Origin of the sequence: Priestia sp. YIM B13490 (assembly GCF_042787735.1) — a bacterium.
Taxonomy (GTDB): domain Bacteria; phylum Bacillota; class Bacilli; order Bacillales; family Bacillaceae_H; genus Priestia; species Priestia megaterium.
In genome coordinates this window covers 81,584-103,927 of sequence record NZ_JBHZOT010000006.1, presented here as the reverse complement: position 1 = coordinate 103,927, position 22,344 = coordinate 81,584, and the positions used below count along the sequence as shown (strand labels likewise).

The 22,344-nt window shown below is 38.1% G+C and carries 24 protein-coding genes; 12 read left to right on the top strand and 12 right to left on the bottom strand.

Going from position 1 to position 22,344, the window contains the following annotated elements:
* Positions 1–42 precede the first annotated feature (42 nt).
* On the top strand, positions 43–2,109 hold the full coding sequence (locus ACFX4R_RS18645; protein ID WP_237075085.1) for a transglycosylase domain-containing protein: 2,067 nt from the start codon (positions 43–45) through the stop codon (positions 2,107–2,109).
* Between the two features lie 39 nt (positions 2,110–2,148).
* Here ACFX4R_RS18645 and ACFX4R_RS18640 read toward each other — a convergent pair whose 3' ends face one another.
* Positions 2,149–2,661, bottom strand: coding sequence for a YwhD family protein (locus ACFX4R_RS18640; RefSeq protein WP_025752469.1), 513 nt, complete (start codon positions 2,659–2,661; stop codon positions 2,149–2,151).
* A 19-nt stretch (positions 2,662–2,680) separates the two neighbouring features.
* Complete coding sequence (locus ACFX4R_RS18635; RefSeq protein ID WP_043977515.1) at positions 2,681–3,325, bottom strand: site-2 protease family protein; 645 nt, start codon at positions 3,323–3,325, stop codon at positions 2,681–2,683.
* 273 nt (positions 3,326–3,598) lie between these two features.
* On the opposite strand from ACFX4R_RS18635, the gene ACFX4R_RS18630 reads away from it, so the two are divergent.
* The gene (locus tag ACFX4R_RS18630; protein ID WP_013059847.1) at positions 3,599–3,784 is read left to right on the top strand and encodes a 2-hydroxymuconate tautomerase; all 186 of its coding nucleotides are present in this window, start codon (positions 3,599–3,601) and stop codon (positions 3,782–3,784) included.
* Between the two features lie 46 nt (positions 3,785–3,830).
* Here ACFX4R_RS18630 and ACFX4R_RS18625 read toward each other — a convergent pair whose 3' ends face one another.
* The 3 genes from ACFX4R_RS18625 to ACFX4R_RS18615 all read right to left on the bottom strand — a co-directional run bounded on the left by ACFX4R_RS18625 (position 3,831) and on the right by ACFX4R_RS18615 (position 6,089).
* A complete protein-coding gene (locus ACFX4R_RS18625) occupies positions 3,831–4,340 on the bottom strand; it encodes a YwgA family protein (protein ID WP_013059848.1) in 510 nt (169 codons plus the stop codon).
* 23 nt (positions 4,341–4,363) lie between these two features.
* Positions 4,364–5,671 (bottom strand): HD domain-containing protein, encoded by a 1,308-nt coding sequence (locus ACFX4R_RS18620; RefSeq protein ID WP_043977517.1) that lies wholly within the window; start codon positions 5,669–5,671, stop codon positions 4,364–4,366.
* A gap of 193 nt (positions 5,672–5,864) precedes the next feature.
* Positions 5,865–6,089 (bottom strand): YuzB family protein, encoded by a 225-nt coding sequence (locus ACFX4R_RS18615; protein WP_013059850.1) that lies wholly within the window; start codon positions 6,087–6,089, stop codon positions 5,865–5,867.
* Positions 6,090–6,290: 201 nt separating this feature from the next.
* On the opposite strand from ACFX4R_RS18615, the gene ACFX4R_RS18610 reads away from it, so the two are divergent.
* Together ACFX4R_RS18610 and lipL are read left to right on the top strand one after the other, a co-directional pair.
* Positions 6,291–6,965 (top strand): RsfA family transcriptional regulator, encoded by a 675-nt coding sequence (locus ACFX4R_RS18610; protein ID WP_043977519.1) that lies wholly within the window; start codon positions 6,291–6,293, stop codon positions 6,963–6,965.
* 128 nt (positions 6,966–7,093) lie between these two features.
* Positions 7,094–7,945, top strand: a complete 852-nt coding sequence (gene lipL, locus ACFX4R_RS18605) for an octanoyl-[GcvH]:protein N-octanoyltransferase (protein WP_043977522.1) — start codon at positions 7,094–7,096, stop codon at positions 7,943–7,945.
* Positions 7,946–7,978: 33 nt separating this feature from the next.
* Here lipL and pta read toward each other — a convergent pair whose 3' ends face one another.
* A complete protein-coding gene (gene pta / locus ACFX4R_RS18600; protein ID WP_013059853.1) occupies positions 7,979–8,950 on the bottom strand; it encodes a phosphate acetyltransferase in 972 nt (323 codons plus the stop codon).
* 276 nt (positions 8,951–9,226) lie between these two features.
* Between pta and hemQ the strand changes: the two genes are divergently transcribed.
* The 3 genes from hemQ to gerQ all read left to right on the top strand — a co-directional run bounded on the left by hemQ (position 9,227) and on the right by gerQ (position 11,076).
* Positions 9,227–9,970, top strand: a complete 744-nt coding sequence (gene hemQ / locus ACFX4R_RS18595) for a hydrogen peroxide-dependent heme synthase (RefSeq protein ID WP_323619160.1) — start codon at positions 9,227–9,229, stop codon at positions 9,968–9,970.
* Between the two features lie 177 nt (positions 9,971–10,147).
* Positions 10,148–10,570 (top strand): cell wall hydrolase, encoded by a 423-nt coding sequence (locus ACFX4R_RS18590; protein ID WP_016765947.1) that lies wholly within the window; start codon positions 10,148–10,150, stop codon positions 10,568–10,570.
* A gap of 26 nt (positions 10,571–10,596) precedes the next feature.
* Positions 10,597–11,076 (top strand): spore coat protein GerQ, encoded by a 480-nt coding sequence (gerQ, locus tag ACFX4R_RS18585; protein ID WP_043977525.1) that lies wholly within the window; start codon positions 10,597–10,599, stop codon positions 11,074–11,076.
* 24 nt (positions 11,077–11,100) lie between these two features.
* Here the strand turns inward: gerQ and ACFX4R_RS18580 are convergent, their stop codons facing one another.
* The 3 genes from ACFX4R_RS18580 to ACFX4R_RS18570 form a co-directional block, all read right to left on the bottom strand.
* A complete protein-coding gene (locus ACFX4R_RS18580) occupies positions 11,101–11,472 on the bottom strand; it encodes a DUF423 domain-containing protein (RefSeq protein WP_252123964.1) in 372 nt (123 codons plus the stop codon).
* Positions 11,473–11,487: 15 nt separating this feature from the next.
* The gene (locus tag ACFX4R_RS18575) at positions 11,488–11,787 is read right to left on the bottom strand and encodes a YwdI family protein (protein ID WP_377570056.1); all 300 of its coding nucleotides are present in this window, start codon (positions 11,785–11,787) and stop codon (positions 11,488–11,490) included.
* Positions 11,788–11,890: 103 nt separating this feature from the next.
* Entirely contained in the window at positions 11,891–12,565 is a 675-nt protein-coding gene (locus ACFX4R_RS18570) for a uracil-DNA glycosylase (RefSeq protein WP_043977528.1), read from the bottom strand.
* A gap of 177 nt (positions 12,566–12,742) precedes the next feature.
* Here ACFX4R_RS18570 and ACFX4R_RS18565 point away from each other — a divergent pair, with 177 nt between their 5' ends.
* Together ACFX4R_RS18565 and zwf are read left to right on the top strand one after the other, a co-directional pair.
* A complete protein-coding gene (locus tag ACFX4R_RS18565; protein WP_043977531.1) occupies positions 12,743–13,189 on the top strand; it encodes a staygreen family protein in 447 nt (148 codons plus the stop codon).
* A 305-nt stretch (positions 13,190–13,494) separates the two neighbouring features.
* Complete coding sequence (zwf, locus tag ACFX4R_RS18560) at positions 13,495–14,997, top strand: glucose-6-phosphate dehydrogenase (protein WP_013059860.1); 1,503 nt, start codon at positions 13,495–13,497, stop codon at positions 14,995–14,997.
* 42 nt (positions 14,998–15,039) lie between these two features.
* On the opposite strand, the gene gndA is transcribed toward zwf, so the two are convergent.
* Positions 15,040–16,452, bottom strand: a complete 1,413-nt coding sequence (gene gndA, locus ACFX4R_RS18555) for an NADP-dependent phosphogluconate dehydrogenase (protein WP_013059861.1) — start codon at positions 16,450–16,452, stop codon at positions 15,040–15,042.
* 395 nt (positions 16,453–16,847) lie between these two features.
* Between gndA and ACFX4R_RS18550 the strand changes: the two genes are divergently transcribed.
* Together ACFX4R_RS18550 and ald are read left to right on the top strand one after the other, a co-directional pair.
* Entirely contained in the window at positions 16,848–18,083 is a 1,236-nt protein-coding gene (locus tag ACFX4R_RS18550) for a PucR family transcriptional regulator (RefSeq protein ID WP_028409727.1), read from the top strand.
* 251 nt (positions 18,084–18,334) lie between these two features.
* Positions 18,335–19,468 carry an alanine dehydrogenase gene (ald, locus tag ACFX4R_RS18545; RefSeq protein WP_013059863.1) on the top strand — a complete coding sequence of 378 codons (1,134 nt, stop codon included), beginning with the start codon at positions 18,335–18,337 and terminating at the stop codon, positions 19,466–19,468.
* A 62-nt stretch (positions 19,469–19,530) separates the two neighbouring features.
* On the opposite strand, the gene ACFX4R_RS18540 is transcribed toward ald, so the two are convergent.
* Entirely contained in the window at positions 19,531–20,322 is a 792-nt protein-coding gene (locus ACFX4R_RS18540) for a hypothetical protein (protein ID WP_162215112.1), read from the bottom strand.
* Between the two features lie 262 nt (positions 20,323–20,584).
* On the opposite strand from ACFX4R_RS18540, the gene pdxK reads away from it, so the two are divergent.
* Complete coding sequence (pdxK, locus tag ACFX4R_RS18535) at positions 20,585–21,409, top strand: pyridoxine/pyridoxal/pyridoxamine kinase (RefSeq protein ID WP_013085513.1); 825 nt, start codon at positions 20,585–20,587, stop codon at positions 21,407–21,409.
* Positions 21,410–21,442: 33 nt separating this feature from the next.
* On the opposite strand, the gene ACFX4R_RS18530 is transcribed toward pdxK, so the two are convergent.
* The gene (locus ACFX4R_RS18530; RefSeq protein WP_043977539.1) at positions 21,443–22,312 is read right to left on the bottom strand and encodes a Cof-type HAD-IIB family hydrolase; all 870 of its coding nucleotides are present in this window, start codon (positions 22,310–22,312) and stop codon (positions 21,443–21,445) included.
* Positions 22,313–22,344 lie beyond the last annotated feature (32 nt).

The following is a 22,344-nucleotide window of genomic DNA, read 5'->3' as shown; positions in this document are numbered from 1 at the left end:
ACATGCATGGTGCATAGTGACACATATTGGTGGTGAATAGAAATGGAAACGGTATTAACCGAACATTTAAAAAAGGCAAGACGCATCTTCCGAATTCTTCTCGTCCTTGGTATATTAGCGGGGGCTTTATTGTTGTTTGCCTACATAAGCATCTTTCTCTACGCCAAAATCTCTGGCCCCCCTCCGCTAAACGTTTCTCAAACAGCTGTTTTCTACTCAGCAAACGGTAAAGTTCTTGATGAAGTTCACAATGGACAAAAGCGCTACTGGGTTTCACTTAATCAAATTTCACCTTACGTAAAAGATGCGACTTTAGCCGTTGAAGATAAGCGCTTCTATGAGCATCACGGCTTTGATATGCATCGAATCGCCGGAGCAATTGTAGCTGATATAAAAGCTATGGGAAAAGTACAGGGTGCGAGTACCATTACTCAGCAGTATGCACGAAACTTGTTTCTAGAGCACGACAAAACGTGGACTCGAAAGCTTCAAGAAGCTCTGTATACAATTCGGTTAGAAATGAATTATAGCAAAGATGAAATTCTAGAAGGCTACATGAATACGATTTACTACGGCCATGGAGCTTATGGAATTGAAGCGGCAGCTAGGTTGTATTTTGATAAGCATGCCAAAAATTTGACGTTAAGTGAAGCGAGTATGTTAGCAGGTATTCCAAAAGGCCCTAGCTACTACTCTCCTCTTATTCATCAAGAAAATGCAAAAAAACGACAAAATATCATTTTATCTCTCATGAAAGAGGATGGAATTATTACAGCTAAGCAAGCAACAAAAGCGCTTGTAACACCTCTAGCATTCGCAAAGCCTGCTGAAAAAGATCCTAATAAAGAAGATGCTTCTTACTTTATGGATGCAGCGCTAGCAGAATTAAAGCAAGATTTAGGCATTGATGAAACCATGATTTATACAAATGGACTTCGCGTTTATACAACGCTGGATGAAAAGATGCAGCGAACGGCCGAAGAAAAAATGAAGGATGTTATCAGCAGCTCTTCAGACGTACAAAGTGCATTTGTTGCGATGAATCCTAAAAATGGACAAGTGAAAGCTCTTATTGGTGGAAGAGATTATGAAAAGAGCCCGTTTAATCGCGCGACTCAAGCAATAAGACAGCCTGGTTCAACGATGAAGCCATTTTTATACTATGCGGCGTTAAAAGATGGTTTTACTGAATCTACTCCAATGAAAAGTGAAGAAACGACGTTCAAATTGGAAGATGGCGTTTCGACATATACGCCTAGCAACTATCACAATTATTATGCGGATGCTCCTATTACAATGGCCCAAGCCATCGCACTTTCAGATAATATTTATGCCGTAAAAACGCATTTGTTCATTGGGGAAAACCGCTTAATTGAAACTGCTAAAACACTTGGAATATCATCACCTTTAAAGAAAGTTCCATCTTTAGCTCTTGGAACTTCGCCTGTGAAAGTTATTGATATGGTTAATGCGTACGGCATCTTTGCTAATGGCGGAAAAGAAATTCGTCCAACATTTATTAAACGAATTGAAACCCATGACGGAGAAGTTGTTTATCAAGCTCCTTCCGAACAGAAACAAGTCATTGATAAGCGCTATGCTTTTCTTACTACCCATTTAATGACAGGCATGTTTAATCAAAAGCTAAATGGCTATACAACCGTCACAGGAAAGCCTATTTCTAAATATGTATCTCGTCCTTACGCGGGAAAATCCGGCACAACCTCTACGGACAGCTGGATGATTGGCTACTCTCCGCAGCTCGTTTCAGGCGTTTGGGTTGGATATGATCAAGGAAGAACAATGGATGATGTAGCTGAAAAAGGATACGCCAAAAAAATGTGGGCATTATTTATGGAAGAGGCATTAAAAGGGAAGAAAAAAGAAAAGTTTAAAGCACCAAACGGATTAATGAGCGTAAACATTAATCCTCAAAATGGAAAGTTAGCATCCAAATCATGCCCTGTTCAATATAAAGCTTATTATTTAACTGGAACACAGCCAAAAACATATTGTACTGATCACATCGATCATGCAGCAAAAACGAAGAAAAAAGAGCGTGAAAAAGAAGATAAAAAGTTTCACTGGTTACCCAAATGGTTTGATTAAAAAAAAGCTTAAGGCCAAGGCCTTAAGCTTTTTTTGGCATTACGATGTTTGAAGCGCTTCTTTTAAGTCATCATTAGATAACGTCCAAACTTCTTCATTATGAGACTTCAAAAACTCACGAAGCAAATCCTTAGACTTGTTATCCATTTCTTCTACCATAATGCGTCGTTTTAAGGATTTATCCATTTTGTTCACGTGTTCAGGAAGTGACTTATAGCCGCGGCGAATTTCACGATCAACGGTCATTTCGCATGCTGTCATACCTGCGTAGTAAGGTCCTTCTTGCTTGCGATCAATCGTTACCCACACAAGCCAATATAACTTGCCGTTTGGCACCTCGTCTTTATTCGGTAAGAACTTAATTCCTTTTTCCACTACACTTCTTGCATGCATCGCACCGATATCTACAAATACTTCTTCGTCGCTCGGACAAACAAAAACGGGTGAGATGTTTTCTAAACTTAACGCTCCAACACCGTAACCGCCGTGGCCGTCGGTTGAATCGTCTTTTATGATATTAAATCCTATACTTTTCTTTTTTGGCTGAGTCATAGTAAGCCTCCTCTATTCATTAAATCAGTGGTGCTAATATCTGCTGAAAGATATTCATAACAAACGTTGCTGCTCCGTTTAGAAGCGGCCAGATCACAATTCGATCCAGAGGTGTAATCACAAGAATTAAAAATACAAAAATGCCCCAAGACTCATACTGCGTCATCTTGGCTCGCGTGGACGGCGGAACGAGGTCTTCAATCACGCGGTAGCCGTCTAAAGGCGGAAAAGGCAACAAGTTAAATACACCTAGCGTTAGGTTTATTTGAATAAATAATGTAACAAAACGATAAAGCGCATCGTTGTCCACTGCGGCGTTATTCATCAAATAATAAATAAGCAAGCCGATAAATGCCAACACCAAGTTACTAAACGGTCCCGCTATCGATACTAGAATACCAGCTAAACGAGGCTTTTTAAAGAAATAGCGATTAACAGGAACCGGCTTCGCCCACCCAAAACCTGCGATGATTAACAAAAGCGTTCCAAATGGATCTAAATGAGCCAGCGGAGAAAGCGTTAGCCTTCCTTGCTTTTTAGCCGTGTGGTCTCCAAATAAATAAGCTACATACGCATGTGCAAACTCATGCAGCGTGAATGCAACAATAAGAGTCATTACCACGTAAGGAAGGTCTTGCAATGCAAAAGCTAAAAAATGTTCCACTCTTTATCTCCTTTATTTTAAAATAATTTCTACCTATCACATCTACTAGATGAATCTTTTTTTGCGGTAAAAAGGATACAATTTTTTCCAAATATGCCCTAAAAGTTCTCAAAGACCAGCGATGGGCCTCCTTTAGGCACACCTGTTTTTTTATATCGATGTTATTATAAAAGTATACTACAGATTATGTCCTCCATCACTATCTCATACTGTCATTTTATTCAGAAAACGGGTACACTAATCATATAATGATCAAAAAGGAGTGTACACATTATGCCAGTTGTAACTGTTAAAATGCTTGAGGGCCGTACAGATGATCAAAAAAGAGCTCTTGTTGAAAAAGTAACGGATGCTGTTGTGGAAACAACAGGTGCAGCACCTGAAAAAGTATCTATTATCATCGAAGAAATGTCTAAAAACCATTACGCTGTAGCGGGCAAGCGCATGAGCGATCAGTAACCTCTACATAAAAAAAATGCCATAGGAGTGAACCTATGGCATTTTTTTAATGGACAGACAGCGTTGCCTGAAGTTTTTCAATATATTTGTATGCTTCTGAAATGTCTTCTTCTGTATAGTTTTGCTTACGCTTTAGCGTAAACACTTTTTCTTTTACTTCTTCTTTCGGTAAATTATCGAAATATAAAATCGTAGAGACAAGCTCCAAAAATTTAGAGCTTTGTTCGTTCATATCCTTCATACATTCCTGCAAGTGAGGAAGTTCTAAGTCATAGTGGCTTAAAAACCCTTCCCCCGCTTCTGTTAATACGTAGCGATACTGCATATACCCGCCTTTTTTCTCTTTAATTTCACTTAAAAATCCTAAGTTACATAGCTCTTCAATTCGAAGCGTTAATTCTTCAGAATAAGGTCCAAAAAAGTGAAAATTATACTTTTCATAAAAAGGAAACTTCAGCTTTTTTCCGATAAATATCATCTTTTGTAACTTTTTTCTGCCAACAACTTCTCCCGCCGCGGAAAATACTTTCACAATCTTTGCGTGATCGTTTAACACAGCCCCTTCAACTCCTATACTATTTAACTCTGATCTCCTTTTAGTAAGTTTATAATCTGATCTTTAACTTTTCGCTTAGACGACAATTGATCAATGAGATCTTGTGGAAAATATAATTTATGATCGGTTCTCTTTTTCCCTGAAATTGCTTCAACAATCTCCGACTGACGTGATAATTCACGCACTTCATTATTTGGCATCAACAGATGAATCGGCAAACGTTCTTCCTCTTCACCCGGTCGATAAAAATCGTATGGTAAGTCGCTTGAAGAATCGACGACTAAATAATAATCTGGGTTAATACCCGCTTTTTTAAATAATGTTGTAAGCTCCATCCACATCTTCATTTGTGAATTCGGATTAAACTCAATGTATTTAAAAAGCTGACGATTCATAAATCTTCGGCATAGATCAGATAAAATTTCATCCTCTTCTTCTTCCCACGCTTGAAAATAAAATAAAATAACAGATTCATCTAATTTCAAATACTCTTTTAGCGATATTTCCTCTTCAAAAATCGAATAAAAATGAGTTGGCTCCTGCTTGAACTCATAGTAATGATGATGGAGCTCTTTTGCACGATGTAAAATTTTTGTCAAAATCACTTCAGCACTTCTCGTAACAGGATGAAAATACACTTGCCAGTACATTTGATAGCGGCTCATAATATAATCTTCAACCGCATGCATACCGCTGTGTTTAATCACGGCTTGGTCTTCCCTAGGACGCATCACGCGCAGAATTCGTTCCATATCAAAGTGACCGTAGCTTACTCCTGTGTAATACGCATCACGCTGCAAATAATCCATGCGATCTGCATCAATTTGACTGGAAATCAAACTAACGACAAGCTTATTTTCATATGTTTTCGCAATTACTTCAGCCACTTTTTTAGGAAAATCCTTTCCTACTTTCGTTAACACTCGATTTACCTCTGTGTCACCTACGATAATAGCTTGTGTAAATTCTTCATGGTCTAAGTGGAAAACCTTCTCAAACGAATGGGAAAACGGACCGTGACCTAAATCGTGCAGTAAAGCAGCACAAAGACAAAGAAGACGCTCATCTTCATTCCATTCAGGGCGTCCTTGAAAACCGTCATCAATAATACGGCGCACAATTTCATAAACACCTAAGGAATGACTAAAACGGCTGTGCTCAGCCCCATGAAACGTTAAGTATGTCGTTCCTAGCTGTCTAATGCGACGCAGCCTTTGAAATTCGGCTGTCCCGATTAGCTCCCAAATAACACGATCTCTTACATGGATATAGCGGTGAACAGGATCTTTAAATACTTTTTCTTCACTGAGTTTTTCATTAGGATATGTCATTTACATACCTCTCTATCTTCACTTTGTTGTTGCTATAATTTTTCGACACTCACTTCCTATTTTCCTATTCAGAATAAAAAATCACCTTGTCAAGCAACCAAGGTGATTTACCTAACAAACAAGGCGATTCTGTTTGTAAGAAGCTCGTTCGACAAATAAGTAGCAGAAAAGCAGCTATTTATTGTTTCACTATCTATTTTTTTACTTTTTTCTCAATCTTCTCGATTAATTCATCCTCTGTTGGCGCTGCTACAGGACGGTTGTTTACAAATGCAAATGACTTTTTACGTCCGGGCCCACAGTAAGACTGGCAGCCGATTTGTACTTCAGCTTGTTCATCTATTTTTTTAAGTCGAGGTAACAACGTTTTGACGTTTGTTGCCTGACAATCATCACAAATTCTAAATTCATTTGCCATGTTGACACAATCCTTTCAAAATTGGTTCATCATTTTGTCTAAGGGGTATTTTACCCCTATTTGAAGTCCGATGCAAGTTAAAGAAGGAAGCAAAATCTATCATACTCCTAGAAGAAATGGTATAAAGTATGGATTTTTTGTACATGATGATACTACAAAACATGATTACTATGAGTCATGGAAAATAGAGGAGTGAACAAAGTGAAAGATAGACAAGATGCTTGGACAGAAGAAAACGACTTATTATTAGCTGAAACAGTACTGCGCCATGTCCGCGAAGGAAGTACGCAGCTGAATGCGTTTGAAGAAGTGGGAGATGAATTAAATCGCACTTCAGCAGCATGTGGATTCAGATGGAATGCTGTGGTACGCCATCAGTATGAAAAAGCACTTCAGCTAGCCAAAAAACAGCGAAAACAGCGCATGCGTGCACTTGGACAAGAGCAAGGCAAAAAGAAATTATTATATACGCCACCAGCATCTGTAGAGCATGTGGAAAAAATGATGTCTGCACCTACAGCAACATATAGCTTATCTGAAACACAAGTAGAAAAAAGCAGCAGTGAGGAGCTTTCAATGGCTGACGTTATTCGCTTTTTGCAAACAATGCCAAATCAAGCGAGCAATTTACAGGCATTGCAAAGCGAAAACAAACGCTTGATGCAAGAAAATACAGAATTAGCTAAGAAAAACACAGAGTTGGAAAAACAAATCAAACATCTCGAGGCAAATGCTACTACTATTCAAGAAGACTATGAAACATTAATGCAAATCATGAACCGTGCGCGAAAGTTAGCTCTATTCGATGAAGAAGAACGTTCTTCTACTACATTTAAAATGGATCGTAACGGAAATCTTGAGAAAATGGCTGAATAAGCTACATGAACGAAGAAAGAGGGATGTCAAACTTGGCTCTTCTTTCTTCTTTTTCTATTTTACAGCCAATGACACGACGCCTTTATGCTATAATATGTTCGTTTACTGTTTATAAAGGGGTTTGAGATATGCAGCAGAATAGTTTAAAGCTTTTAGCACAGCCCGCTTGGCGTATTATTGATCAATCCAGTCTAGGTCCTCATTTTGATGCCCGTCATTCTTTTGCCATCGATGACACGCTTTGTACAACCGTTGGAAGAGGTGAATCTCCAGCTGTCATGCGCTCTTGGGTGCATCACGATACGATTGTATTAGGCATCCAAGATACAAAGCTACCTCATTTAGCTGAAGGTGCAGCTTATTTACATGAACAGGGATATAAAACAATCGTCCGCAATTCAGGCGGCCTCGCTGTCGTACTTGATCAGGATGTTCTAAACATTTCTTTAATTTTTCCTGATGCAGAAAAAGGAATTGATATTGATCGTGGATATGAAGCCATGTTTGATTTGATTAAGGTCATGTTTGCATCTTACGGGACAGCAATTGAAGCGAAGGAAATCGTAGGCTCTTATTGTCCCGGCAGCTTTGATTTAAGCATTCGCAATCAAAAGTTTGCGGGCATTTCACAGCGACGCGTTCGCGGCGGAGTAGCTGTACAAATTTACTTATGCGTTAAAGGAAGCGGTTCTAAACGTGCTTCTCTTATTCAAGAGTTTTACAAAAAAGGTCTCCAAAACACGGAAACTAAATTTTCATACCCAGATATCGAGCCTCACACAATGGCTTCTCTATCTGAACTATTACAGATTGAGTTAACTGTATCTGATGTCATGCTGCTTTTATTGCAAACACTGAATAGCATGAGCTCTTCTCTTATAAATATGCCTTTAAATGCTACCGAACAAGAGCTGTTTGAGACGCAGCTGCAGCGCATGTATGACCGCAACGAAAAAGCATTAGGTTCATTAGCCGAATAAAAAAAACTCCGCCCAAGGACGGAGTTTTTTTTATTACAGTGCTTGAGCTGCTGTGATTAAAGCAAGCTTGTACACATCTTCTTCGTTACAACCGCGAGATAGATCGTTTACCGGTTTGTTTAGACCTTGTAAGATTGGACCTACTGCTTCGAAGTTTCCTAGGCGCTGTGCAATTTTGTAACCAATGTTACCTGCTTCAAGGCTTGGGAATACAAATACATTTGCATCTCCTTTAATCACTGAACCTGGTGCTTTCTTTTCAGCTACAGAAGGAACAAATGCTGCGTCGAATTGGAATTCGCCGTCTAATGTTACGCTTGGTGCTAATTCTTTTGCAATTTCTACTGCGTTTGCTACCTTTTCTGTTTCCGGAGATTTTGCTGATCCTTTTGTTGAGAAGCTTAGCATAGCAACACGAGGATCGATATCGAACATTTCAGCTGTACGAGCACTTTCGATAGCAATTTCAGCTAAATCTTGGCTGTCAGGTGAGATGTTAATTGCACAGTCAGCAAATACGTATTTTTGATCACCGCGAACCATGATAAATACGCCAGATGTTTTCTTAACACCTTGTCTTGTTTTAATAATTTGTAGAGCCGGACGTACTGTGTCTGCTGTAGAATGAGCAGCTCCGCTTACAAGACCGTCCGCTTTGTTCATATGAACAAGCATTGTGCCAAAATAGTTTTCATCTAATAAAATTTTGCGAGCATCTTCTTCTGTTGCCTTACCTTTACGACGCTCAACAAACGCTGCTACCATTTCATCAAATTCAGAGTAGCTTTGAGGATCTAGAACCTCAACACCGTCTAATTTTACGTTTAGTTCTGCTGCTTTTGATGCTACAGCGTCTTTGTTTCCAACAACGATAGGCTTTAAGATATTGTCGGCAGCTAAACGAGAAACAGCGCCTAATACGCGCTCATCTAATCCCTCTGGGAATACGATTGATACATCGCTAGCTGATACTTTTTGTTTTAAACCTGTAAATAAATCACTCAAAGTAAATCCTCCTCGATATGTAAAAAACTTTTCTCATAATAGGATACTCCACTTTTTTTAAAAATCAAAGGCATGTCCTTCAAGAATCCATGATTACGAAAAAGTCTTTTAATTCTTAATTTTCCACTAACACCTAAAATGAAACCTGTTTTTACTTTGCGACAATTGTTTAAAGTTTAGTCACAAAATCACAGGTTTTTCATTCCAGTTCTTCGGACAAACTATGATATAGTAGAATTGGAATTTATCATAATCGGACAATAGGAGTGAAACGAAATGGCAGAAGCAGCACAAACATTAGACGGTTGGTATGCACTTCATGATTTCCGTTCAATCGATTGGAGCGCTTGGAAGCAGTTATCAAGCGACGATCGCCAAGCGGCTATCCATGAATTTTTAGGGTTGATTGAGAAATGGAAAGGAACTGAAGCTGAGAAGCAAGGCAGTCATGCTTTATATACCATTGTCGGCCAAAAAGCAGACTTTATGCTAATGCTTGTTCGTCCTACTATGGAAGAACTAAATAAAATTGAAACAGAATTTAATAAAACAAAGCTTGCTGAGTTTACCATTCCTACTTATTCATACGTATCAGTAGTTGAATTGAGCAACTACTTACCTGCTGGGGAGGACCCTTATGAAAATCCTCAAATCCAAGCTAGACTATATCCAACTTTACCAAAAGCTAGTCATGTTTGCTTTTATCCAATGGATAAACGTCGTCAAGGAAATGACAATTGGTACATGCTTCCCATGGAAGAGCGACGCAGCTTAATGCGCAGTCATGGAATGATTGGACGTCAATACGCTGGAAAAGTAAAGCAAATCATTACGGGTTCTGTTGGTTTTGATGATTACGAATGGGGCGTTACTCTTTTTGCAGATGACGTACTTCAATTTAAAAAATTAGTATACGAAATGCGTTTTGACGAAGTAAGTGCTCGCTACGGAGAATTTGGCAGCTTCTTTGTCGGAAATTTATTAAAAGAAGAAGCTATTGCACGTTTTTTACACGTTTAAACTAAGCCTCAAAAGCGCTCATCTCTTTTGTAACGCCTAGAGCAATAAATATCAATGAGCCTTATCTAAAAAACCTGTTTCCACTTGGAAACAGGTTTTTTATTTTCTAGCCATGGCATATTCGCACTTACAGGACCATATATATACAACAGTGTCACAAGTAAGCGAGGTGGGATAATGGCAGTCGTTGCACATAACGAAGAAGATGTTAAGCTCCTAGCCAGACTCATTCGAGCTGAAGCTGAAAGTGAAGGAAAACAAGGGATGTTACTGGTAGGAAATGTAGGCGTGAACCGCGCTAAAGCTCCCTGTTTAGATTTTAGAAATATAAGAACCATTCGTCAGATGGTGTTTCAAAACCCAGGCGGATTTGAAGCAACTCAAAAAGGCTACTTTTATCAGCGTGCCCGCCAGTCTGAAATTACACTTGCACGACGTGTATTAAGAGGGGAACGTTTTAACCCCGCAGAAAACTCACTGTGGTTTTTCAAGCCCAGCGGCGACTGTCCTGCTCAATGGTATAACCAAAATAACACAGGACGATTTAAATCTCACTGTTTCTTTGCACCAACTCAAGCTGATTGTCCAGGAGTTTACTAATTTCTTTTTGTTTGAAGGAGGTTCCTATGAAAAAACCAAAGTCTAATCAACCGCAACAGCAATATATGCAAAACCCGTATATGAGTCCAAACTACCCTTATTATATGCCTCAGCCGCAGCAGCCCCAGCCAGGCGGCCAGCAGGTTCAAGGGCAAACCCAAGGAGGTCCGCCCCCTACCTCTTCTGGAGGCAGCGGTGCCCCGCAAGACCCAAATCAACTGCCCATTGAAGAATCATATATTGAAAATATTTTACGTTTAAATCGAGGAAAAATAGCGACTGTATATATGACGTTTGAAAATAATACGCAGTGGAACGCGAAAGTCTTTAGAGGGGAAATTGAAGCAGCCGGACGCGATCATATCATTTTAAGTGATCCACAAACTGGCACTCGTTATTTACTGCTTATGGTTTATCTCGATTACATCACTTTTGAGGGTCCAATCAAATATAACTATCCGTTTAGCGGTGGAGGCCAGCAGTTGAGCAATTATTCTCCGCGTTAAAAAAACCCCTTTTCAGGGGTTTTTTTATAGCCATTTTACAGCTGCAACAACAATTAAAATCCAAGCTACAATAAACGCAACTCCACCTAGCGGAGTAATCGCGCCGAGAACTTTAATACCGGACGTACTTAATATATAGAGACTGCCCGAAAACAGCACAATCCCCGCGAACATAATCCAGCCCGAAGCTGTTAACAAAGAAGATTGAGGAAATTTGCTTAATAGAAATGCAATGACAAACAGCCCCATTGCATGGAACATTTGGTACTGCACTCCCGTTTTCCATACCTCTAAATACTTCTCTGAAATTTTCCCTTCTAACCCGTGTGCTCCAAAAGCACCAAGAGCAACCGCTAACATTGCATTGATTGCACCGATTATTAAAAATAGTTTCATGTTTTTCTCCTCACTTTAGAAATCAAACAGACTATCGCCGTTTGCATCATCTGATTTCAATTTCGTTCCTTCAAAATTAGGTTTGGATGACTGAATAATCTGTTGCTGCATAATCTCAGGCGATTGCATCATTTCCGGTGAAGACATTACAACAGGTTTCGATACTGAAACCTCTCCATTTTGATCTAATGCAAGCTCACATAGTGCTTTTATGGCAACCAATTGATCTCGAACGTTCGCACTATTCGAATGGTGCTTTGCTTTTTGTACTTCTGCACTAATTTTATCAAGGAGCTGCGTCATTTTTATATCCATGTAGACACCTCATCTTACATTCAATATGACTTTATACAGCTATTTTATCAAAAGATGAAATAGGAGGCTATGTCTGAAGCTAATCTTCATGAAATGCTCACTTTTACACATCGTCAATTTGCCAATCAATAGATTGACGTCCTTGTTGGAGCAAAAACTCATTTGCTCGTTGAAAGTGATTATTGCCAAAAAAGCCTCGATTAGCCGAAAATGGGCTAGGGTGCGGGCTTTCCAAAATTAAATGGTGCGAATGATGAATAAGCTCTTTTTTAGCTTGTGCATGCTTGCCCCACAGCAAAAACACGACTGGCTCCTCTTTTTGTGCCACTAATTCAATAATACGATCCGTCAGCTGTTCCCACCCTTTTCCTTTGTGAGAGTTCGCTTCTCCTCTTCTAACTGTTAAGACAGTGTTAAGCAAAAGAACACCTTGTTCTGCCCATTTGACTAAATAACCGTTATTCGGAATATGATAATCCATTTCATTTTTCAGCTCTTTGTAAATATTCACTAAAGAAGGCGGTGTTTTTACTCCTGGTTGAACAGAGAAGCTCAGTCCATGCGCTTGATTTGGTCCATGATAAGGATCTTGTCCCAATATGACCACTTTTACATTTTTATAATCTGTATAGTGTAAAGCATTAAAAATATCATATTTATCAGGGTAAATGGTGTGGTGATTATATTCATCCACTAAAAATTCTCGAAGCTGTATGTAATAGTCTTTTTGAAATTCTTCTTCTAATAAAGAAGCCCAGTCATTTTTTAAAATACTCATCGCTTATCACCTCATAATAATCTTTTTTGTTATTTTATCGTAAACTCTGCCCCCTGCTCAAACATTGCCTGCTTTAAATATGCTAAGAGCCTGGGCATATTTTAATATTGTCATGTTCAATGAAACTTTGTATACACTTATAAAGAGTGTATTTTTATATTAAAGGAGGGATTCCATATGATCATTAGCAATCCCCACCAAATAGATGTAACCTACAGCCTGGGTGTTACACCCGTTGAACCGATGATACCAAGAAAATACACCGTTTTCCCAGGTCAACACACTTCTGTTCCTTCCATTCAAATCGGCATTGAATTTGCCTACGATCATATGCAAAAAGAGCGGAACGAATATTTAGCATCCTTCGTCTTTGATAAAGGTTTTTATTCCCTTACTGTGTATTATTACATCGGTTCGCATACATCAACAGATGAAACCATTACACGCTACCTTCACTTTTTAGAACAGCTCCCTGTCATTCTATCGTCCATCTATCACGCTGATGCTTCTTTTTTCGAAAAACATCCACTTTTAATGCACTGTCCTATTTTTATCATCGCCGATAGTCCTGACTTGCCATTTTCAACAAAAAAATCTATCGGTTCCCTGTATCAATATAAATAAATGAGAAAAGCTACTGTTAAAATAACGGTAGCTTTTTCTCCGTATTCGAAACAAAATACTTTTAAACTTGTTAAAAACATGGAATAATAACTACAAATTGTTTTAATCTATTTGCGTTAACCCTTTAAAATCGTTACAATTTATTAGTAGTTCTATACATAAAGGAAAAGGTAAACAAGCAATCATTCGTTTGTTTATAAAGGCCGAGTTTAACGGGCAATGAATCCCCAGATTTCATTTAAGTGTTGTCTGTTAAAGCGGAAAAAAATTGAACGTAACTACGACAAAGTGAGGTCCTAGAAGTAATGACAAATGTACAACCAAAATCCATTATCGTAATTTTTGGCGCTACAGGTGATTTAGCAAAACGTAAGTTATTCCCCTCTATTTTCCGCTTATATAAAGCGAACAAACTATCGGAAGATTTCGCTGTTGTTGGTGTCGCAAGAAGACCTTGGACTAATGACGAATTACGCGAAAATGTAAAAAAATCAGTGAGCAGTTTCAAAAACAGTGACGCTGACATTGAAAAGTTTGCTTCACATTTTTATTACCAACCGTTTGACGTAACAGATGTCGCTTCTTATCAAGAATTAAAAAGCCTAACAGAAAGCCTTGATGAGCAATACAACGTGCCTGGAAATCGTATTTTCTATCTAGCAATGGCACCTGAATTTTTCGGAACAATTGCTTCGAATTTAAAAAATGAAGGTTTAACACAAACAGACGGTTGGAGTCGCCTAGTCATTGAAAAGCCGTTTGGTCATGATTATCCTTCCGCTAAAGAACTAAACGAACAAATTCGCCATGCATTTAAGGAAGATCAAATTTATCGTATCGACCACTACCTCGGTAAAGAAATGGTGCAAAATATCGAAGTTATCCGTTTTGCAAATGCTCTATTTGAACCGATGTGGAACAACCAATACATTTCAAACATCCAAATTACGTCTAGCGAGACGCTTGGTGTAGAAGATCGTGGCCGTTACTATGAATCTTCAGGTGCCCTTCGAGATATGGTACAAAATCATATGCTTCAAATGGTAGCATTGCTTGCAATGGAACCGCCAATTAAATTAACACCGGAAGAAATTCGTAGTGAAAAAGTAAAAGTACTGCGTGCTCTTCGCTCTTTATCAGTAGATGAAGTAGATGATTATTTTGTACGAGGCCAATACGGCAAAGGTGTACTTGAAGGAGAAGAAGTGATCGGCTACCGCGAAGGAAACTCGGTTGATCCTGAGTCTAACACCGCTACATTTGTTTCTGGTAAGCTTATGATCGATAACTTCAGATGGGCTGGCGTACCAATTTATATCCGTACAGGTAAACGCATGAAAGAAAAAGCAACGACAATTGTTGTACAGTTCAAAGACTTACCAATGAACCTGTACTTCAATAAAGATAAAGAAATTCATCCAAACTTGCTTGTCATTCATATCCAACCGGAAGAAGGCATTACGCTTCACTTAAATGCGCGTAAAACGCCGGGTGCAACATCGTCCACACCAATTAACTTGAACTATTGCAATAACTGTGGAGATAAAATGAATACACCGGAAGCTTATGAGCGCCTTATTTATGATTGCATGCTTGGAGATGCAACGAACTTTACTCACTGGGATGAAGTAGCCCTTTCTTGGAAGTTTGTTGATACCATTTCAGAAGCATGGGAAAGCACAAAAGCACAAAACTTCCCGAACTACGAATCAGGTTCAATGGGACCAAAAGAATCAGACGCATTGCTTGCTGAAGACGGTTTCCACTGGTGGCCAGTCGGAGAAGACAACTTCTCACCTAAAGAGTAAATAAAAAAAGCAGCTGTAGTATACAGCTGCTTTTCTTGTTTTTTATTTTAACCACTCAGTATGGAATACGCCCTCTTTATCAACACGTTGATATGTGTGAGCTCCGAAGTAGTCACGTTGCGCTTGTAAAAGGTTCGCTGGTAACGTTTCTGTACGGTAGCTGTCATAGTAAGCTAATGCACTTGAGAAACTTGGTACAGGAATACCTTGTTTAACCGCAATTGAAATAACTTCACGAAGAGCCGACTGATAGCCTTCTACGATATCCTTGAAGTATGGGTCTAATAGTAAGTTTGTTAGATCTGCATCGCGATCGTAAGCTTCTTTAATTTTTTGTAAGAATTGTGCACGGATGATACAACCACCACGGAAGATCATTGCAATATCACCGTACTGTAAATTCCAGTCATATTCTTCAGAAGCTGCTTTCATTTGAGCAAACCCTTGCGCATATGAACAAATTTTACTCATGTACAATGCTTTACGGATTGCTTCTACTAATTCGGTTTTATCACCTTCAAATGCAGCTGCATTTGGACCGCTCAATACTTTGCTTGCTTTTACACGTTCTTCTTTCATAGCTGAAATAAAGCGCGCAAATACAGATTCCGTAATGATTGGTAGTGGTACACCTAAGTCAAGCGCACTTTGGCTTGTCCATTTACCTGTACCCTTTTGACCTGCAGTGTCTAAAATAACGTCTACAAGTGCTTTACCTGTTTCTTCATCTTTTTTCGTAAAGATATCAGCTGTGATTTCAATTAAGTAGCTATCTAGCTCGCCTTTATTCCATTCAGCAAATACTTCATGTAGTTCATCTGTTTCTAAACCTAATACGTTTTTCATAATGAAGTATGCTTCACAAATTAACTGCATATCACCATACTCGATGCCGTTATGAACCATTTTCACGTAGTGACCTGCACCATTTGGTCCAATGTATGTGCAGCAATCATCGCCTTCAACTTTCGCTGAAATAGCTGTTAAGATTGGTTTTACAAGTTCATATGCTTCTTTTTGTCCGCCAGGCATGATTGAAGGTCCTTTTAATGCGCCTTCTTCTCCGCCGGATACGCCTGTACCGATGAAATGGATACCTAATTCTTCTAGCTCTTTGTTACGACGAATTGTATCCTGGAAGAATGTATTTCCGCCATCGATTAAAATGTCGCCTTTTTCTAAGTATGGTTTTAACGAATCAATTGTTGCATCTGTAGCAGCACCAGCTTTAACCATTAATAAAATTTTACGCGGTTTTTCAAGAGAATTAATAAACTCTTCCACACTGTATGTACCTGCAAAATTTTTACCTTCTGCTTCTGTTTTTAGGAACTCTTCTGTCTTTTCAGGAGAGCGGTTATAAACTGAAACAGAATAGCCTCTGCTCTCAATGTTTAGCGCCAAGTTTTTCCCCATAACCGCTAAACCGATAACACCGATTTGTTGTTTTGCCATGTTAAATTCTTCCCTTCATGTGTAATATGAATTGGTCAACCTAATCGTAACTGAACATATCATAAAGAAAGTTACAGATTCAAGTTTGATATAACCATAATCATACGTTTTATTATACACATTTGAAAAGAATCATGCTCACCGAACATTGATTATTTTGAAGAAAATTTCGATAAAATAAGCGAAATGAACGCAGTTACTAATCATCCGTACATTCTTAACTACCTTTAGACGCATTTTAACATTTTCTTAAACAATTACTTTTGTTAAAATATTAAGCAGTTAATCATTTCAATGAATTGATGATCAACACGGTTGTTACCGTTTTACTATATTTATTGTAGCTAAAAAGCTGTACTAGTACTTATTTTGTTTTATGAAGAGGGATTTTATATATGACGAAACCAATCAAAGATCCGTTCAAGGAAAATTTTGATACGCTTGAAGAATTCGCTGATCGCATTAGTGAAGTATTGAACTGTCCTATTACCATTGAAGATGCTAATCATCGCTTATTAGCTTATAGCACCCATGACGAAAGAACGGACCAGGCGCGTATTGCCACAATTATTGGAAGAAGAGTTCCGGAAAAAGTCATCAACAACTTATGGAAAGAAGGCATTATTCCTAAACTGCTTGAGACAAATGAACCTGTGCGTGTGAAAAATATAAATGAAATTGGGCTTGGAGATCGCATAGCTATTTCCATCTGGAAAAATGAAGAAGTTCTAGGATTCATCTGGGCTGTTGAAATTGAGAAAGCCTTAGGCGACGAAGAAGTAGAGCTATTAAAAAAAGCTGCGAATGTATTAAAAAATAAATTGCTACAGCTTCAAATTCGAAAGTATAAACGAGAGGAACGTTCACAAGAATTTTTCTGGAAATTATTAACTGGTCACATTAAGTCTCGCCAAGAAATTTCAGAAGCGTTTTATGAAGCTCAAATTACAGCTCCATCAACATTTTCCATTGCTATCTTCCGCTTCCAAGAAGATATTACGCCTGAAGCTGAACGTCAAATCTCGTATATGCTAAAAACGATGCATCGCTTGAAAATCGTTCTTTATACGATTGATTGCAATGACTTAATCTTACTGCTTTCTTTGGATGCGGTTGAAAACCCTCTTGATGAACAGCGAGATTTTGTAGACTATTTTAGAGGCAACATGTATGAACGCTTTGATGTTACTCAAATTAAAGCCAGCTGCAGCAGTATTTATTCATCGCACGATCATATCGAAAAAAGTTATAAAGAAGCCTTGAACGTATTAGATATGAAAAGTAAGTTTCCAGAAGAAACGAAAGAGATTATTAACTATCAGGAATTAGGTATTTATCAATTTCTTGATGTTATTTTAGAAAAGCGCGTGCAAGATCAATTTGAAAACCATTCTTTAAAGAAGCTAACTGATTACGACCTTCGTCATAATAGCAACTTGGTGGAGACTCTCGAAGTATTTTTAAATAATGATAATAACATTAACGAAGCAGCAAAAGAATTAAATGTGCATATGAATACACTTAGCTATCGATTAAAGCGAATTTCAGAGATTGGTGATATTAACTTAAAGGACGTTAATCAAAAAATGACTCTTTATATTGATATTAAGTTAATGAAATATAAAAAATAACAGATAATGTAACTTCTTTTAACATTGAGCTATTCGTTTATTTTCTAATAAACAAATAGCTCTTTTTTTACTTTTTATTTCCTTATGATGTTAGATGACCTTACATAAAAATTAAAAATTCCGATAAGTAAGCGTTTACATTTGTGTGTTTAAACAAAAACCACTTCTTCAATTCTTCTTTCTAGACAAAGAAATTTCATAAAACTTTCTTTATACTAAAGGTACACAAACGACCAAGGGGGAAATTAATCATGATTATTGGCGTACCAAAAGAAATCAAAAACAACGAAAACCGAGTAGCGATTACACCAGCAGGCGTAGCATCATTTGTTGGTACAGGTCATCGTGTATTAATTGAAAATGAAGCGGGTATTGGAAGTAACTTCACAAACGAAGATTATGTAAAAGCTGGAGCTGAAATCGTTGAGACAGCAGCTGACGTTTGGGCACAAGCTGAAATGGTTATGAAAGTAAAAGAACCATTAGCAAGTGAATACGGCTATTTTAGACCAGGTCTTATCTTATTCACATACCTTCACTTAGCAGCTGAACCAGCACTAGCAAAAGCATTAAAAGATAGCGGCGTAACAGCCATTGCTTATGAAACAGTAGCAGTAAATCGTACATTGCCTCTATTAACACCTATGAGTGAAGTAGCAGGACGTATGGCTGCTCAAATCGGTGCACAATTCCTTCAAAAATCAAACGGTGGAAAAGGAATTTTATTAGCGGGTGTTCCTGGAGTTAGCCGCGGAAAAGTAACGATTATCGGAGGCGGCGGTGTTGGTACAAATGCTGCAAAAATCGCAATCGGTCTCGGTGCTGATGTAACAATTATTGATTTAAGTCCTGAACGCCTACGTCAATTAGACGATATCTTTGGCAACCAAATCAATACGCTAGTGTCAAACCCTTACAATATTGCAGATGCAGTAGCAGAGTCAGATTTAGTGATTGGCGCAGTATTAATCCCAGGTGCAAAAGCTCCAAAACTAGTAACGGAAGAAATGGTGAAGACAATGAAGCCAGGTTCTGTTATTGTTGACGTAGCAATCGACCAAGGCGGTATTGTTGAAACAATCGACCACATTACAACACACGATCAGCCGACTTATGAAAAGCACGGGGTTGTACACTATGCAGTTGCAAACATGCCGGGAGCAGTTCCTCGCACATCAACAATTGCTTTAACAAACGTAACCGTACCTTACGCACTTCAAATTGCTTCTAAAGGTGTTCACAAAGCAATCGCTCAAAACGAAGCGTTAAAATTAGGAGTGAACGTTGCAAACGGAGCCATTACGTACGAAGCAGTTGCACATGATTTAGGTTATGATTATGTATCAGTAGACGTAGCTCTTGAAAAAGAATTAGCTTCTATCTAATAAATAGTGAAAAACGTCCTTAACCCGCTGTTAAGGGCGTTTTTATTTTACATGAACAACAATTAGCTATAAAAAACACGACTATTTAAAGCTTTGTGTATCTGTTCACTGGTAATCTCCGGTACTATTGGCCAGAATTCAGGAGTAGGAAACATAAGGTTACTAGGCGTTCTATTATGATTTCCATCTAGTTCATGAAAAGGTTCTGGATCATCCGTCTCGTTAAAACGATTCGTAATAAACATAAAATGACCTAATTCATGTGCGAGAAGATACTCCTCTGTACTTGCATTTGTCATAATAATAAGCGGAAAAGAATTATAAGTTACAGCGAGAGTAGATGAATAATCAAAATTAACAGGCCCAAATCTATTTCCATTCATATAAAATACATACACATCAGCATTTTGACAAACTTTTCGGCCAGTTTTAAGCATTGCTTGTACCATTGTAAGATGACTAGCCCCTCCAATTGGAAAATTTTCCGCATTATTAACAATGCCACTGATGTTTTCCAAAAAAACAACTGAACGTGTAATAGTAAATGTAACACCTTGGATTAATCGGTTTTTCTCATATTGTTTCCATATTTTATTAGCAGCGGCTATGTCTCTTTTTACACGATTGGGAACTATAGACTGATGATCTGTGGAGTTTCGATCAACTTTAGCTCCTGGTAATACAATTATACAAACATTTAAAGTGCCTGCCTTAACAGTTCTGAAGTGATCATTTGTTAAATTTGAATTCATATAATAATCTTTGTGGTTTTTTTTGCGAGGTTGTGATTTATTGAAAGCATACGAATCGTCTTTATAACTGTCATGATTAGAATGTTTTTTTATGTGAATCACCCTTTCTTAAGTTTCTCTTTATTTTATTCATGAAAAGAAAGAGTGCTTGTACCATAAGGTAAAAGAGGCTAAGACAAAAGTATACACTTAGGATTCATACAGTTTTTAGAAATTGAATATCTACATTAAAAGCGATAAAATAAAAGAAAAAGTGAAAAGTGAATGGAAGAAATTTATCTAAAACACATTGGGCAGCTAAAAACCGACCGGTGGAAGTTTTACTCTATTTTCTCTATGAACTTAAAATACGGGAGGATTTTTTATGACAATGAATAAAGCATTAACCATTGCGGGTTCTGACAGCAGCGGCGGAGCTGGCATTCAAGCGGATTTAAAAACATTCCAAGAACTGGGTGTTTACGGAATGACAGCTTTAACAACAATTGTAACAATGGATCCCGATAACAGCTGGTCTCATAACGTATTTCCGCAAGAAGTTTCAACTGTTGAACAGCAGTTGAAAACAATTGTAAAAGGCGTAGGCGTACAAGCTCTAAAAACAGGTATGCTTGGCTCAGTGGAAATTATTGAACTAGCCGCAAAAACAATTGAAGAATATGGTTTAAAAAATGTCGTAGTAGATCCTGTGATGGTATGTAAAGGAGAAGACGAAGCGCTTCACCCGGAAACAACTGTCAGCTTGCGTGATGTACTAGTTCCAAAAGCAACAGTCGTAACCCCTAATTTATTTGAAGCTAGTCAATTAAGTGGACTTGGTCCTATCAAAACGGTCGATAAAATGAAAGAAGCAGCCGTCAAGATTTTTGACCTTGGTGCCGAATATGTATTGATTAAAGGCGGAAGTAAATTGGCGCATGAAAAAGCAATTGATTTGCTTTATGATGGAAAAACGTTTGAGATCTTAGAGTCTGAACGTATTGAAACAACATTCACGCACGGTGCTGGATGCACATACTCAGCTGCGATTGCTGCTGAATTGGCAAAAGGCAGTGACGTCAAACAAGCTATTTATACAGCAAAAGAATTTATTACAGAAGCAATTCGTCATTCATTTGCTTTAAATCAATATGTTGGACCGACAAATCACGGTGCATACCGTCGTAACAAGGAGAAAGTAACAAACTAAAAAGCATGCCTAAAGGCATGCTTTTTAGTTTACTTATTGTTTAACTGTTTCAAGCGCATTTAAAATAGCTTGAGCTACGCCGTGCTCGTCATTTGTTCCTGTTACGATATGGGCAAACTCTTTAATTTCTTGAGGGGCATTCCCCATCGCTACAGCACGTCCAACTCGCTGAAACATCGATACGTCGTTATAATTGTCTCCAATGGCCATCGTTTCTTCTAGAGAAATATGGCGTTCTTGAACAAATGATGTAACTGCAATTCCTTTTTGAGCATTTTCATCATTTATTTCAATATTTTCTTTACCAGATGCACTGACTGCAATCGAATCTAACTTCACAAGTTCTATTTTTGCCTGTTCTAACTTTTCTTTGTCAAAAGAGAAAGCAAGCAGCTTATAAATGTCCTTGTTTGGATCTTGAAATAACGCTTCATACTCTTCAATAAGCTTTACTCTGCCGCTATTGAAACGCTCTTTTGCCGCTTCTAACGATTTTTCATAATTATTTTTTAAGCTAGCGCTTAAATAAATATCCATTAATACCGACAAAGCTTTTTCATAGTCATTTGAATACGTGCCTTCACTTGTATAGACTTCAAAGTACAGCTGAAACTTCTTAAAAATATCCTCTACTTCGCGAATAGATTCCATCGTCATGCCTACTGAATATTGTTTTTCTCCTTGTGGATTCCGAAGCTCTGCTCCGTTTGCACAAATTAAATATGTATGAAGTCCTGCTTCTTCTAAAACATAACGGGCCTCTTCATAAGAACGTCCCGTAGCAACAACAACTTCCACCCCTGCCTTTTGAGCTGTCTTAATCGCTTGGGCATTTTCTTTACTTACAACTTGTTCACTATTTACTAAAGTTCCATCCATATCGATCGCAATACATTTAATCATGATGTACCCCTTCCTATGCATCTTTGCTCTCT

Excerpts from the sequence above, each read along its gene's own strand:
- hemQ (WP_323619160.1), top strand. The coding sequence starts at position 9,227 with ATGGCAGAAGCAGCACAAACATTAGACGGTTGGTATGCACTTCATGAT.
- gndA (WP_013059861.1), bottom strand. The coding sequence starts at position 16,452 with ATGGCAAAACAACAAATCGGTGTTATCGGTTTAGCGGTTATGGGGAAA.
- ACFX4R_RS18640 (WP_025752469.1), bottom strand. The coding sequence starts at position 2,661 with ATGACTCAGCCAAAAAAGAAAAGTATAGGATTTAATATCATAAAAGAC.
- ACFX4R_RS18580 (WP_252123964.1), bottom strand. The coding sequence starts at position 11,472 with ATGAAACTATTTTTAATAATCGGTGCAATCAATGCAATGTTAGCGGTT.
- ACFX4R_RS18615 (WP_013059850.1), bottom strand. The coding sequence starts at position 6,089 with ATGGCAAATGAATTTAGAATTTGTGATGATTGTCAGGCAACAAACGTC.
- ald (WP_013059863.1), top strand. The coding sequence starts at position 18,335 with ATGATTATTGGCGTACCAAAAGAAATCAAAAACAACGAAAACCGAGTA.
- lipL (WP_043977522.1), top strand. The coding sequence starts at position 7,094 with ATGCAGCAGAATAGTTTAAAGCTTTTAGCACAGCCCGCTTGGCGTATT.
- ACFX4R_RS18645 (WP_237075085.1), top strand. The coding sequence starts at position 43 with ATGGAAACGGTATTAACCGAACATTTAAAAAAGGCAAGACGCATCTTC.
- pdxK (WP_013085513.1), top strand. The coding sequence starts at position 20,585 with ATGACAATGAATAAAGCATTAACCATTGCGGGTTCTGACAGCAGCGGC.
- ACFX4R_RS18530 (WP_043977539.1), bottom strand. The coding sequence starts at position 22,312 with ATGATTAAATGTATTGCGATCGATATGGATGGAACTTTAGTAAATAGT.
- ACFX4R_RS18620 (WP_043977517.1), bottom strand. The coding sequence starts at position 5,671 with ATGACATATCCTAATGAAAAACTCAGTGAAGAAAAAGTATTTAAAGAT.
- gerQ (WP_043977525.1), top strand. The coding sequence starts at position 10,597 with ATGAAAAAACCAAAGTCTAATCAACCGCAACAGCAATATATGCAAAAC.
- ACFX4R_RS18570 (WP_043977528.1), bottom strand. The coding sequence starts at position 12,565 with ATGAGTATTTTAAAAAATGACTGGGCTTCTTTATTAGAAGAAGAATTT.
- ACFX4R_RS18590 (WP_016765947.1), top strand. The coding sequence starts at position 10,148 with ATGGCAGTCGTTGCACATAACGAAGAAGATGTTAAGCTCCTAGCCAGA.
- ACFX4R_RS18565 (WP_043977531.1), top strand. The coding sequence starts at position 12,743 with ATGATCATTAGCAATCCCCACCAAATAGATGTAACCTACAGCCTGGGT.
- ACFX4R_RS18630 (WP_013059847.1), top strand. The coding sequence starts at position 3,599 with ATGCCAGTTGTAACTGTTAAAATGCTTGAGGGCCGTACAGATGATCAA.
- zwf (WP_013059860.1), top strand. The coding sequence starts at position 13,495 with ATGACAAATGTACAACCAAAATCCATTATCGTAATTTTTGGCGCTACA.
- ACFX4R_RS18575 (WP_377570056.1), bottom strand. The coding sequence starts at position 11,787 with ATGGATATAAAAATGACGCAGCTCCTTGATAAAATTAGTGCAGAAGTA.
- ACFX4R_RS18550 (WP_028409727.1), top strand. The coding sequence starts at position 16,848 with ATGACGAAACCAATCAAAGATCCGTTCAAGGAAAATTTTGATACGCTT.